Raw genomic sequence first — 14,494 nt, 5'->3', positions numbered from 1 at the left:
ATAGATATTCTTGTTAATTAGCGTCTTTGTTAATGCAAAGATAAGGAAACATCAATGATGAGTAAAAGTTTATTTTGTAAAAAAGATTAAAGGAGACCGCTTAGCCTCCTCCTGTCTTATATATCATGCTATCTTATTTAGCAAAGGCTTTTCTGATATAGTTTCCAGCCGTGGCAACCACCTTTTGTGAAGAGGAAATCAACCACCCTTCCATCAAGACGGTTTAAGGCATTAATTACATTTATCCTTTTCGTTGGTTCCACCACAAAGATAATGAATCCGCCACCACCTGCACCTGATATTTTACCGGTTATGGCTCCGGCATCGATAGCCACCCGAAAGATGTCGTCTATATGACTGTTAGATATCGACGAAGCCATTTTCTTCTTATCTTCCCAAGCTTGCCCCAATATCCGGGCAAAGCTGGCGATATCTCCTTTGAGTATTGCTTCCTTCATATCTATTGAGCTTTGCTTAATACGGTGCATAGCTTCAATGGCAATAACATTCTTCGATTCGGTATTCTTTTTCTGTTCATCTATAATCTTAGCCGATTCGCGCGAAGCTCCCGTATAATACAGAATAATAGAAGATTCGAGTTCATCTATAACCCATTGCTTAATCCGAAGAGGATTGACAATAACCTGATCATCTTTTTTGAACTCCATAAAATTGAATCCACCAAATGTGGCCGCATATTGGTCTTGTTTCCCTCCACTCAACTTTAGGTCGATACGTTCTACCTCGTATGCGAGACGAGCCATTTCATATTCTCCAAGAGGCAGGTTAAACCACTCACAGAAAGCTTTTATAATGGCAACGACCATAGTTGAGGAAGAACCCAGACCGCTTCCCGGAGGTGCATCGGAATAGGTAGTTATTGCGAACGAACAAGGGTCTATATTATAATCTCTGACAATACGGTTGTAGACAGCCTTATGCAAATCCAGGCAACCATCTATCGGAAGTTGTGATGCTACCGGATAAGTAGCCGAAGTATTTATATCCGGAGCATTTAAGGAAACTTTCCCATCTTCGGTCTCTTCGATCGTACAATATGCATACAGACTGATTGTCGCATTCAAGATGGAACCACCATATTCGTCGCTATAGGGGGAGACATCACTTCCTCCTCCGGCTAAACCTAATCGCAGTGGGGCTTTTGAACGTATTATCATAGCTATTTCTGAGGCTTTAGGTGATTAAAAATAATATCCTCAACTATGCAGCATATAATATGCCCGATAAGAATATGTGATTCTTGGATACGAGGCGTTTCCATAGACGGAACTTTGATCGTGATATCACATAGTTCAGCCATTTTTCCTCCAGCTTGTCCTGTTAATCCGATTGTATAGATACCTTTCTTCTTGCATTCTTCGAGTGCCGCAATAACATTCGGCGAATTACCGGAGGTAGATATCCCGATAAAGATATCGCCTTCGTTGCCTAAAGCTTGTACCTGACGAGAGAAAAGTTTCTCATATCCATAGTCATTTCCTATAGCCGTAAGAATCGAAGTGTCTGTTGTAAGTGCGATTGACGGGATTCCCGGGCGGTCAAAATAGAAACGACTCACAAACTCTCCGGCAATATGCTGCGCATCTGCTGCACTACCACCATTTCCGGCGAGTAAGGTTTTCTTCCCATTCTGATAAGCCTTCGTCACTACTTCGGCGGCTTTCTCTATATCCTCTATCAATCGTGGGTCATGCAAAATAGCTTGTTTGACCTCAATAGAGGATTTTATCTGGTTTGTTATAATATTCTTAGACATGATTTTTATTTTTGGCCCAATCCTTATATTTTTCTATTACAAAGTTACGGATATTTTCTATATACAGGGGGTAAAAAAAGAAAAGTACAAAAAGACAAAATATTAAAAATACATTAATCCATTTATTCATAATAGCTTAAAAGGGAAAAAGAGCAAATGATGTAATGAATTGAATCGTACAAAATGCGAGTTACATGTTAACTGGGTGTTAAGTGCCCAAGTGAAAAGGAAGCTTAAACGCATGAATGGTCGAAAATCCGCTTTTTCGTTCTTTTTTGCTTTTGCCCTTACAAATAGCTTACGTAAATTTTCATTTCAACGATGTAAAATAGAATCAATCAATTCGGATAATTGATGTCCTGAATATTTAGCATAGGTAAGGGATCCATATATGTTTAAATGTCCTGCATCATAATACATAATAGTATCTTGATAATATGGAGAATCTTTAAAGGCTGGAGAATCCGAAATATCAAGAAAATGAAAATTAGGATACTTATTCATATAATCCAACAACTCTTTTGGAGGTTTGTCATATTTAATTTCGAATTTAGCATTTTTTTCGCTATTTCTTAAAACTCCTCTATTAACTCTTATCGGATTTCTATCCAAAGTCGGGAAATCAGCCAAAAGTATTATATGTTGATTATTATTAATCATCGAATGTAAAGTTTCGAAAGCAGTAAGATGATCTGACAGTTCTCCCATTTCAAATGTAGTACATACAATAACAAGAGGTGTATTTTTTATTTTATCTCGTACAATATCGGTTAACCCGATATATTTATCATAGTCTGTTTTATTAGAGAAATACGATAGTTGATATCCAGGTATGTCCGCATAACGATTATTCGTAATGCTTCTAAAACAAAAATGATTTAGTTTGCCAATACTATCTAAAAAAGGTTTCATTACGAGTGCATGGCTATGTCCTAGCAATAACAACGTATCCTTTGAACTTGTGTCTCCAAGAATATCATCTTTAATAAATTGAGCATGATTATTTAGCCCCATCGGTTCAGAACTAACAAGGTGTGCTGGATAGTTGTTATTATGAATAAAAAGGTTTATCGCTTTCATCGATAATCCCAGTATTATGATAGTTACAGGTACAACTGAGAAGTAAATCAGGAACTGTTTAAGATTCAACTTCCTAAATTTATTTTCTATATACTGATATGATATATATGAAAGGAAGAATGTTAATAAAATGGCAAATAAGTATTGAGCGAAAGTTAATTCATATTCGACATAGTAGTATCTCATTAGAGCTAATATCCCCCAATGCCAAAGATATATTGAATATGATAATTCACCTATATAAACCATTACCTTATTAGACAATATCTTATTAACACCCCCTTTTTTATTAGCAAGAATAAGGATAGCCCCAAAACAAGGGATTAAAGTTGTTAAACCAGGGAATAGTGTATCTGAATTAAAAAATATTGTACTTAAAACAATAAGCAAAAAACCTATCCCTCCCAAGATCGATTGAAACAAATCGCTGAGTTTATTTTCCCATTTTATCAAACTGAGTATAACACCCAATAGAAATTCCGGAATACGAGCCGGAAGTGAAAAATACATTAAGTTCTGGTACCCTGATAAAATTTGATATTGAGCGTAACTATATAATAAAACACATATAATAATTGCAATGTAGAGACATCTCTTCCTATTTAACAAAAACACCAGCAAGGGCAGAAATAAATAAAATTGCATTTCTATTGCCAGTGTCCAAGTATGTAAAAGTGGATTTTCAGTACTGGCGGCTCCAAAATAATTATCGAGAGTCGCAAAATAATTGTTACTATTGAATATAAATGAATGCAAAAACTTTAATCGATAATTAAATAACAGATCGGCAGGCAGGTAAACGAGTATTGTGGCTACAGTTATTACAATAAGAAAGACATAATATGCCGGAATAATTCTTTTTATACGGCTAATATAAAAGTTTTGAAAGGTGAATTTATTATTTTCCTTTTGATGTAAAATTATTGAACTTATTAAAAAACCTGATATGACAAAAAATATATCAACCCCTATAAAGCCGCCGGGTAAGATATTTTCATTCAGATGAAAAATCCAAACAGACAATACAGCAATGGCTCTTAATCCCTGAATATCTTTTCTATATTCCATATTTCTGTATTAAATATATTTCACAGACGAGCATCAACAATCTCTCTGTCAATAAATGCTTTGACATCAAATATAACAGTATTATCGGCTTTGTGTTTTTTAAAATCAAAATGATAAAACTGATCATGAGCAACAGTAACAATTAATGCTTCATACTTCTTATTAGGATCGATTTCATTTTCGGCATATATATTATATTCTTCTTTGACTTCATTTATATCTACCCAAGGATCATAAATCTCGACATTAATTCCAAATTCAACTAGTTCCTTATATATATCTACAACTTTAGTGTTTCGAATATCAGGACAATTTTCTTTGAAAGTAATGCCCATAATTAAAACAGTAGCCCCTTTTATCGTATGACCTTTTTCTATCATGAGTTTCACTGTCTTATTCGCTATAAATGAAGCAATACTATTATTAACTCTTCGCCCCGATGATATAACTTCTGGATAATAACCTACTTCTATTGCTTTCTGAACAAGATAATAGGGATCTACACTTATGCAATGCCCACCGACAAGCCCTGGTTTATATTTCAAAAAATTCCATTTTGTACCGGCAGCATCCAGTACATCATTAGTATCTATACCTATTTTATCGAATATAATAGCTAACTCATTTACAAATGAAATATTGAGATCCCGCTGAGCATTTTCTATTGCCTTAGAAGCTTCTGCAACCTTTATATTAGGAGCTCTGTGCGTGCCGGCTTCAATAATTGAAGAATATAGGCTATCGACCAATATAGATATATTTTCAGTAGAACCTGATGTGACTTTTTTAATCTTTGTAAGGGTATTTACTTTGTCTCCAGGATTAATTCTTTCGGGAGAATAACCACAATAAAAATCCCGATTAAAGATCAAACCGGAAGCTTGCTCCAATGCCGGGACACAAACTTCTTCGGTACATCCCGGAAACACTGTGGATTCATATATTACAATACTACCTTTTGTAATAACTTCCCCCAGCATTTTACTTGCTTTGACAAGAGGTATTAAATCCGGATTATTAAATCTATCAATAGGAGTCGGCACAGTTACAATATAAACATTACAATTACGCAGAGAATCTTTATCTGATGAGAATTGCAGTCCTTTAGCGTTATTCATTTGCCCTAACTGAATTACTTCATGTAATAAATGTTCATCTGCTTCTAGAGTATGATCTTTTCCTGAAGCAAGTTCATTAATACGCTCCTTATTAATGTCGAACCCTACAACACTATATTTTTTCGCAAATTCTAATGCTAGTGGCAATCCGACATAGCCTAATCCTATAACAGCTAGTCTACAGTCTTTTAATTCCATCATATATGAATATTAAATTATTACTCTTTATTTTCTTTCAAATCGTATTTTTCTAAAACAAATTTTCGAATATTATTTACAAATACATCTTGATCAAATGTTTCTGCATGCTCACGAATAAATGTGTGATCAAAATCTATCATATCCATCTTTTTTATTCCATCAATCAAGCAATCACTGGTCTGACGGTAAAAAAAATAAGCAGTACACTTTTTTGCATTATTCCCATTGTAAGGGATCATTGTCTGAGTTACGCCTCCTTTTCCGTAAGCGATAACAGGCCTTCCCGAAGCATTCGCTTCAAGAGGAGTTAATCCATAATCCTCTTCCTGCGGGAAAATAAAAGCTTTACAATTCGCATATAAATCAGCTATTTCATTTTTAGAGAGTCCTTCTCTAAATTCAATATTTGATGTAGCTTTGGCTTGTAGTTCTCTTTTCTTTGATCCTGTCCCTACTATTATAACTTTCTTATCTGGCATTTTTAAAAATGCATCTACCACTAGATCTACTTTTTTATAATACTCAATCCGAGATATCACCAAATAATAATCAAGGCGAGGAGTATCTGATACAAAGAAATTAGAGCACGGTATTGATGACTTAATAACTGAGATTTCATTTCGAGGATTATAGCATACTTTTATTTTTTCTGAAATCTCAGGTGTGTTTGTTATAAACCAGTCAATATTTTGAGCTGCATTATAATCGATTTTTTTCAACCTATTTATGACAAACTTATATAATCTATTCTTTAGGCCATTACTATTTACCACTTCTGAATAACTTTCCGGAAACCAGGCTAATCTGAATGGATAATGACAAAATGCGATAAAAAGATTCTCCGGATTCGTATTTACATATTTAGCACAATTAGTTGTAGATATTAACACAACATCATATTCTCTCAAATTAATACTTCGCATAGCCCAAATACTAAAAGGATAAAACAAGCGCTTAAGCCACTTTTCATCCTTTACAAATTTAGAAAACCAGCTAGGTCTGATGTCACACTTCTTGAATTCGTCATATGTATTTTGAGGGTTATAACAACTCGTATATATTGGTGCTGTAGGAAATGCTTCATGTAAGCGTAAAGTTGCCTGCTCCGCACCTCCTCTTCTTACTAGCTCATCGTGAACTATTGCTATTTTCATTTTCTAATGTCTTTAAATAAAAATTCAATAAAGATCGAACATGATTTCTAATGCTATACTTAGATGCATTAAAACTTTGAAAAGAATTTTCGGAAAGTAAATCAATATAATTATCATCAACAGTTTTCTGTATGGTTCTTTCCAAAGAATCTGGATTCTCGACATTGAATAATAATCCGTTTTCATTATCAGTTATTAAATCGGCAGCGGCCGATTGGGCTGAGACTATACAGGGAATGCCATAACTTTGAGCTTCTAAGACTGTCAAACCTAAAGTTTCATACCATAACGATGGAAATATTAAACATCTTGTTTGTTTTAAATACTTATCTATTTCTTTTGGGGCCAACCATCCCGTGAATTTGATTTTAGTACCATATTTTTCTTCCAATTCCTTTTTTAATGGCCCATCTCCGATAACAATAGCATCTATAGCCATTTTTTCTGCTATGTCACAAAACAACCTTATTCCTTTTTCTTCCGATAGTCGGCCTAAATAAGTATATACCTTATTATCACTTACGTTAACCTTATCTTTACACAAAAGCTCTACCGGATTGTCTATGATCGAAATATTTCCTAATTCAGGAGAACGTAATAAGATTTGTTTCTTAGAAAAATCGGATACTCCTATATAGGATATATTTTCAGTACATTTTAGCTCACTGTTTTGTATATATTGCCGTACCACCCTCCATAATTTGAAATAATATTTTCTACTATCGCAATTGGAAAGAATACATTTCGCCGACATGGGTTTCAATTCGCAGATCCGCGCTTTAGGATAATTGTAATATCCTCCATTAGGGCAATTTATAAAATAATCATGTAAGGTTATTATTACACTAAAATCCAGTTCGTTTATAGCCGAGAAAATGGAACTTGAAAGAGCTTTTGTCCATGTGTGAACATGAATAATTGTTGTCTTTTTATCGAACTTTTCTAAAAAGGAATAAATGCTATTTTTAGCCTTTTTATTCCATAGCCCTTGCATAAATGCAGCCGGGCTAGACGGATTATTCAGAATGTCATACTGGTCAAGGCAAATAATACCTTTAAATCCTGCTTCTTTTAGCTCTTCCGATACCGGACCTACAGACGAGACAAAATAAGTATCATATGGACTGTTTTTTGCCAGGTCAATAGCACTTCTTATCGCCACAGACCCAGCTCCGCCATTAATATATGCATAGTCATTTATTATTATGATTGATTTCAGCATAATTGCTAATTGTCATTTTGTTTTGAATACTCAATGTTATAATATCCTTTCCTCGATGTATAATAATAAAAGAACAAAAAAAATGAGGTACCATACAATGTATAATGTCCCCCTCTTATTGTATATGCCATTATAACAAATAAAATAGCCATATTAATAATATTATTTCTTCTATAATTAAATATTACAAATATTATAAAAGAAACAATCCCGAATAAACCAAATTCCGACAATATTCTATTAAACAAAGAATATCCATCTTCACTATTAAGCCCCCATAAATAATAATTATTTTGTGGATATATACGGGAATAGTTTTCCGAATGAGTTCCTAACCCCGTACCAATAAGCCGAGAAGTCGCATTTGTTGCAATATAGTAATTTGTAAGTAGTGCATATGAACTCGGATTCAGTAACTCATAATCTTCTATTGTACTTAATTCAAAAACGGTAAGTGTCTGAGTCACCTTCCGTATCATTGTTTCTCCATACCTCTGATTATCATACTCTTTCCCCTCTAAACTTCCTTCCATAACAGAAAGTAGAATGGGTATAAGCAAAAGTGTAGCACATATTAAGAAGTACTTTGCATATTTAAATTTAGATAAAAGCTTTGAAAATACAATCAATAGCAACATAACATAACTTACGGTAGCGAAAGTCAACAAATATATAACCAAAATTAAAATACATTTCAATTTATTTTCTTTAAAATAGGATATATTAAAGAGCATGAAAGCAATTGCCGGAGTTAAGAAAGTTCCTAAATAACCTCCTTCGGAAAGGATGCTATGAATTGGCATTATTCTTTCTATAGGAGCTGGATAACTACTTCCATCCAAAGTATAAGGAAAAATGTCAATGACAAATATAAAACAAACAATGAATTGAATTAATCCTAGTAAAGAGACAATGTAAGATATTTTTAAATAACGATAAAACAATTTATCTAAAGATTCTTTATTAAACTCAAAAAATTGTCCATATGCTATGAATATGACCGACAGCAACACTATTTGTTGAATAAATTTATTTATATGATAACCATTTGAATATATAAGAACAACAGATAATATACTTACGACAAATAATCCTATAAATACTTTAGAAGTATTGTATAGTTTTTTTCGCGCACCCAAAATGAGCACTAGAATACTTATCGCTGCTAAAAACTCCGTGAGAACCCCTAGAACTATACCTAATAATACAAGCCATTGGGTCAAATCTATTATTTTGATTTTCAATATCATTATATCATATTTTCCATATTAGTCTTTTAAAGGCCAATCCTAGTATTCCCTTGATTAAATAATAAGAATTCATTAGCAAATTATTCGACTTATGTTGTTGCTTTACCTTAAATGTTTCAATAAGTCCTTTTATAGAAAAACTCGTACCTCCTATTTGCATTTTAATAATTATTTCATCCATGAAAATACAATTAAGAGTATTTCTCTTTCTTAGTAACAATTCGTAATCTGCACTAGATTTGTAAGAAGTGTCAAAAAAGCCAACTTCATCAAATAATTTTCTATTATGGAAAGAAGCTCCATGAGCAATATTCATGTAGTTACGAAAAATAGACCACGAGAAAGGAGCTCCATAATATTTCAATAATTTTCCAGAAGCATCTACTAACTCTTCTTTTCCCAAAATTAAATCTATTTCGTCAACTTCAGCTGTATCGGCAAATGCTAACATCTTATTCAAGGCATCAGAAAACATGATATCATCAGCTCCAATAAATTGAATCCACTTCCCTTTAACTACTTTTAATGCTTTATTCCATGCATCATAGATTCCATTATCTTTCTCTGATATAAAATAATCTATATGTGGCTTATATTTCCCTATAATCTTCGTCGTCTCATCCGTGGAACCTCCATCTATTATAACTAGTTCTACGATTTCACTTTTATTAGAAATTATACTTAAGAGACAACGTTCTATATATTTTTCAGCGTTATATGTAGCTACAATAATTGATATATTATACATTCTTTCAGTTATTATTCATAAAAACGAACAGAAATATAAAAGTACTTATTATTTTCAATGACTTTGAATCTATACGATCACTCTTTTCTTGCCTTATAAAGTTTACTATAAATACGCTCATTATATAATCCTATCTTATAAAGAAAACTTTTAATTCATAAATAATAAATTGCTTCAAATATCAATTAACTATATTTATAGTTTATAATAAGCACCTTTTCTTTCGAATAGATTATTTAAAAAAAAGAAACTTTGTCGAATACCTAAGTTTCATAATAATTTTACATCTAAAATAATGTATTTTCTGTCTTATTCTTTTCACCCCCCCAATAGGAAATTGATTAACTTCGAAAGAAATTGTATCAAATTCTTTTGCCAATTCATCCAAATTGTCAGAATTAAAGTAAATACTAAAAATTTTACTACCACCTCTGTATGTTTGGATTGTTCTAGTTTCGATAAGTGACGGATAATTTACAATACAATAAGTTCCATAAGTTTCAAATTCACTAAAACCATTTTTCTCCTCTTTATCTATAGCATAAATACATTTATCAAACCATTTCTCTCCTTTTATTTGTTTATTATTTTCTATTTGAGCAATTAATTCTTTCATTATATCAACATCAACCATCATATGTTCGCTAATAAATGATTTCACAAATTCTTTTTTATAGCCAATTAATCTTTCTAAGGTATCAAAATAAGCTCTATGATATTCTTTTTTCGCTGTAAATATATGTCTATCATCTTTAAAAAAAGTGATTTCATTTAAGGGAATTGTATCTGCATCCCAAATTAAATACTTCTTTTTTGCATATTCACTTAATGCAAATCCCATTTTTAGAAATTGCTGAAAATACCAACCATACCCTTTATTTATAAGGTGATCATCAATAGTAGCCTTTACTTTGCTAAATGTTAAATCTGGCAATAGTTTGTTTTCATCTATAAGAATAATATCTTTTATGAGATTAAATCTACGAAAATTCCGAACATCAGTGATGATATATATGTTTTGAGGGGATATATTTTTTCTTATATAAAAAATACTTTTTTTTAAAACATTACAGTCTTTAAGTGCAGTACAGATTACAACATCGAACTCATTCATAGTCTATTTAATCTATATTTAGTTACTTATATGTGTTGATTATTTTATTGTATATATCCACATATAGAGAACAAATGGATTTTTGAGAAAATCTGTTTTTTAAATTATTTATACCGCTAGAGCTTAATTGCTCATAATATAGAGGATTTGATAATATGCATGCCAATGCCTCTGCGATATTATTTACATCTTCGACATCAACCAAACAACCTGCCTCTCCATTATCAAGTACCCATGGAACAGCTCCAGATTTAACTCCACCTATTACAGGAATTCCTTTTGCCATAGCTTCTATTAAAGTATTCCCAAAACTCTCCTCTCGTGAAGTGTGTAATAATAAATCATAGAAATCTAGTGCTTCCATCATTTGTTCGAATTTAATATCGCCTTTAAATATAACATTTTTATCCCAATTATTATTCTTCGCTATTTGTGCTATCTTGCTTTCAGGAGAGTATTCGTTACCAATGAAATGTAATTCAGCGCGGATATCATTTTTTTTTTGAAAAATAGAAAACGCTTTTAATGCATTTATGGGATTCTTCAAATAATAACTACTATTAGCAATAAAGCAGATATAAAAAATGTTTTTATCTTTTGGAAATTTGCGTGAAGTGGTTATATATGTATCTTTTATAGGATTTGGGATTATAAACCCTTCCAAACCTATTCTTTCTTTTAAAACAGGCGAATTAAACATTACATTCTTTGCTTTACTTTTCACCCATGTATTCATCAGTAAACGGGTAATTAAATATGGACGCTTAACAACTCTTAATATTGTTTGGGCATGATCTCTAAAAGTTATCAGATGTGGAACATCTGATAATATAGTACCAATAGCAAATTCGTAGCTCCAATGTGCATTTACAATATCAATATTATTCTCTTCCTCCTTTATGAATTGCGCTATCTGTTTATACTCATTTCTGTCAAAATCTAACATCTTCAACTTGGTAGAAGTCCTAAAATAGCCGAAAATTATTTTAAGATTATCTCCTTGAAGTATATATTTTTCCTTAACTCTACGATCTAATGTAAAGACTATAACATTATGTCCGGCTTTTATAAAGCCATCAATTAATGTATTAATAGCAGTTCCCCCTAACCCTAACGTTAGATCATCGTCTGACAAATTATTTAAGTGCTCTTTTAGTGAATAAACCTCAATAGGCCCTGCAATTCCAATATTCATTATTATCGGTTTTTGAGAGATAATATTCTATTTCTGCTCTCTCTTTTAGTTAAATCTTATTTTTTCTCTTTTCCAGTCCATCCGAAATATTTAAAAATAATTCTTGGATCATCTCTATCCAATACATATCTATTTGTATATCTTACCTGCTTTAAAATTTAACCATGGTAACTTATATATACGCATAGCATAAACCATCACAAAAACGAATGTTAAAAATGAAATTAAAGCTGAAGCAATAACTACACCTACTGCACCTATATTCTTTATCAAGAAATAAGCCAATAATATCTGGGCAACACTCAAAAGGAATGTGACTATACCTAAAATTTTGGTTTTTGAACAATGGTAAAAATAATGTACAAACATTAAATATCCGCCATAAAAAAATTGAGATATCATAATATATGGTAAATACTTCACTGATTCTCTATAAGAAAAATCATAAACAAAATATATAATTGCATAAGATATCCAATATATAATAAAAATAAGCAATATCATCAATGCAATAAAGCCATAGGTAAGCTTAACCAATTGTCGTTTCTCATTGGTGAGACTGTTAGTACTCTCATCGAAATAAGCCAGTTTTTTAAAAACATAAGGCCCATATGCACCATTAAATGAAGATAGTACCATTGTTACAATCGCGCCTAAAGTCATTGCTACAGAATATAATCCATTTTCAGCCATCCCACACAGGTCCGTGATTATTATTTTATCAAACCCGCTTTTAAACCAATAGGAAATGGCTAGAGGAATTAGCGGAATTCCAAAATATAATATCTGTTTTATATAGTCTTTAGATATACTCAATTCTAAATATCCCTTTCTTCTTAGTAGAAACAGACTAAATAGTCCAAATACAAAAGATGAGAAAATATAACTATAAACGCGGCCTTTCCATCCTAATAAACAGATTATAACAAAGACAATAGTCGTAATGGCATTTAATAGAGATTGAGAAATTTGATACTTCCCAAAGGCAAAAGCTCTTTCTTCACACCTCCATAAAACTAAGTTAACATTTGTAATTGATGCAGACCAAACAAGAATAATAGCTCCTATTTGGAAAAGGAGTGATATTTTCAATTTTACCTCAATAAATTGATTAAACAATAACAATAAGAACAGAACCAAAATTGTTATCAGAGTATTTAGAATAAGCATATTTGAAACATACTTTTTTATTTGTTCTCCATCTAATCTGTAAAATCTCGCAGGAAGAGCCGCTAGAGTAGAGGAATAACAAAAAACAGATAAAATCTGAACAAGTACATTAAAATTAGTAATTAAACCATATTCTGATGGTATTATATAATAAGTTATAATAGGCAATAACAGAAATGGAATAGCCTTGTTTATTCCATCTGTTACAACATATATAAAAGAGTTCTTAATTAAAGGACGTGACAATATTGAAATTCGTAAAGACATTCTATATTTTTAAAATGTAAAAAATCTTTTATGTTAATACTTTTGAGTATTTCTCAATAATACATTCCAAAGGTCTTTCTTTAAAATCCAAAATACAGCCCCTACAAAGCTCAAAAACACAAATCCGACTAATATCAGTTTCTTTGATGGCTTAGCTGGAATTAAAGGCTGCACTGCCGGTTGAATAACGGTGAAAACAGGGGTATTATTTTGAACTTTTATCTTTGCCAATTGCAGTTGTTGAGCTGTCTGGTTGTACACAGAATAAGCTAAATTCGCTTCATTTTGCAACTGCTCCTGTCTGGTTTGATATTTTGCTGAAACAACGTTCATGTTAGCATCGATAAAAGATGCTAAATTCTTTTGTGCCTGATAATAATCTTTTTTCGATTCTTCGAATAAGTTCTCTGCATATTCGAGATCTTTACGTGCTTTCTGCGTACGGTAACTTATAATGTAATCCTGTAAATAGGATGTTATGGTATCGGCAAGATAAGCTGATATTTCAGGGCTTTGCATGGTTACCTCAACGGTCGTAACATTCGTCTTTTTATCCGAAGCGATAAATATTCTTTCAGCAAGAATTCCGATAGCCATCATTTCTTTTTGAGTCAGGATTCGTCCATTAGGTCGAACTGCCATTGCGCTATCTTCGTCAGATGATGAAAAAACTTTAAGCAGCAATCCCGGCGCTTTCAATATATATGACCACCAAGGAGCTTTTTGATGTTCTGTAAGATAATCATATAATGTCATATCTATTCCCTGCTCCGAATCTGTTACCTCAACATCAAACAAACCTCTAAGAAAAGGCGTCGAACGAATAACATCCGGATAGAGATCCGGCGAAGCTAATGCATCTTGCCCTCCGGCTGCATTCAGGTTGATACCTGCCAAAGATGCTAAAGAGCTCATAGAGCCCGATACGCCTGAGGCCTGCGATTCCGGCGTTAGTATTACCGTTGTAGTGTATTCTTTAGGGATGCTAAATGCTATTATTAATCCCAGGATAATGCCAACACCTACGACCTTGAATATAAACTTCTTTTTGGACCAGACCTTATTGCCTAATGCCAATAGGTCTATTTCAATTTCACCCTTCGTTTTTTCAGAATTGTTACTCATCTCTA

The 14,494-nt window shown here is 32.3% G+C and carries 12 protein-coding genes; all 12 read right to left on the bottom strand.

Annotated elements, in window-relative coordinates; all coding sequences use genetic code 11:
* Positions 1-137 precede the first annotated feature (137 nt).
* On the bottom strand, positions 138-1,178 hold the full coding sequence (locus tag D0T66_RS08860; protein ID WP_163356909.1) for a dehydrogenase: 1,041 nt from the start codon (positions 1,176-1,178) through the stop codon (positions 138-140).
* A 2-nt stretch (positions 1,179-1,180) separates the two neighbouring features.
* Positions 1,181-1,777, bottom strand: coding sequence for an SIS domain-containing protein (locus tag D0T66_RS08855; RefSeq protein WP_163356908.1), 597 nt, complete (start codon positions 1,775-1,777; stop codon positions 1,181-1,183).
* Between the two features lie 315 nt (positions 1,778-2,092).
* Complete coding sequence (locus D0T66_RS08850) at positions 2,093-3,925, bottom strand: acyltransferase family protein (RefSeq protein ID WP_163356907.1); 1,833 nt, start codon at positions 3,923-3,925, stop codon at positions 2,093-2,095.
* 20 nt (positions 3,926-3,945) lie between these two features.
* Positions 3,946-5,244 carry a nucleotide sugar dehydrogenase gene (locus tag D0T66_RS08845; protein ID WP_221412200.1) on the bottom strand — a complete coding sequence of 433 codons (1,299 nt, stop codon included), beginning with the start codon at positions 5,242-5,244 and terminating at the stop codon, positions 3,946-3,948.
* 17 nt (positions 5,245-5,261) lie between these two features.
* Entirely contained in the window at positions 5,262-6,398 is a 1,137-nt protein-coding gene (locus tag D0T66_RS08840; RefSeq protein WP_163356906.1) for a glycosyltransferase, read from the bottom strand.
* Positions 6,373-7,620 (bottom strand): glycosyltransferase family 4 protein, encoded by a 1,248-nt coding sequence (locus tag D0T66_RS08835; protein ID WP_163356905.1) that lies wholly within the window; start codon positions 7,618-7,620, stop codon positions 6,373-6,375. The genes D0T66_RS08840 and D0T66_RS08835 overlap by 26 nt, the downstream gene beginning before the upstream one ends.
* Positions 7,621-7,625: 5 nt before the next feature.
* Positions 7,626-8,870 (bottom strand): hypothetical protein, encoded by a 1,245-nt coding sequence (locus D0T66_RS08830; RefSeq protein WP_163356904.1) that lies wholly within the window; start codon positions 8,868-8,870, stop codon positions 7,626-7,628.
* Positions 8,871-8,874: 4 nt separating this feature from the next.
* The gene (locus D0T66_RS08825) at positions 8,875-9,618 is read right to left on the bottom strand and encodes a glycosyltransferase family 2 protein (RefSeq protein WP_163356903.1); all 744 of its coding nucleotides are present in this window, start codon (positions 9,616-9,618) and stop codon (positions 8,875-8,877) included.
* 232 nt (positions 9,619-9,850) lie between these two features.
* The gene (locus D0T66_RS08820; protein ID WP_163356902.1) at positions 9,851-10,732 is read right to left on the bottom strand and encodes a hypothetical protein; all 882 of its coding nucleotides are present in this window, start codon (positions 10,730-10,732) and stop codon (positions 9,851-9,853) included.
* A gap of 22 nt (positions 10,733-10,754) precedes the next feature.
* Positions 10,755-11,927, bottom strand: a complete 1,173-nt coding sequence (locus D0T66_RS08815; protein WP_163356901.1) for a glycosyltransferase family 4 protein — start codon at positions 11,925-11,927, stop codon at positions 10,755-10,757.
* A 129-nt stretch (positions 11,928-12,056) separates the two neighbouring features.
* Positions 12,057-13,364 (bottom strand): lipopolysaccharide biosynthesis protein, encoded by a 1,308-nt coding sequence (locus D0T66_RS08810; RefSeq protein ID WP_163356900.1) that lies wholly within the window; start codon positions 13,362-13,364, stop codon positions 12,057-12,059.
* 33 nt (positions 13,365-13,397) lie between these two features.
* Positions 13,398-14,489 carry a Wzz/FepE/Etk N-terminal domain-containing protein gene (locus D0T66_RS08805; protein WP_163356899.1) on the bottom strand — a complete coding sequence of 364 codons (1,092 nt, stop codon included), beginning with the start codon at positions 14,487-14,489 and terminating at the stop codon, positions 13,398-13,400.
* Positions 14,490-14,494: the final 5 nt, after the last annotated feature.

It is taken from the genome of Dysgonomonas sp. 25 (assembly GCF_010501075.1).
Lineage (GTDB): Bacteria > Bacteroidota > Bacteroidia > Bacteroidales > Dysgonomonadaceae > Dysgonomonas.
The sequence above is the reverse complement of the archived record's forward strand: the minus strand, read 5'-3'. Positions and strand labels throughout refer to the sequence as shown.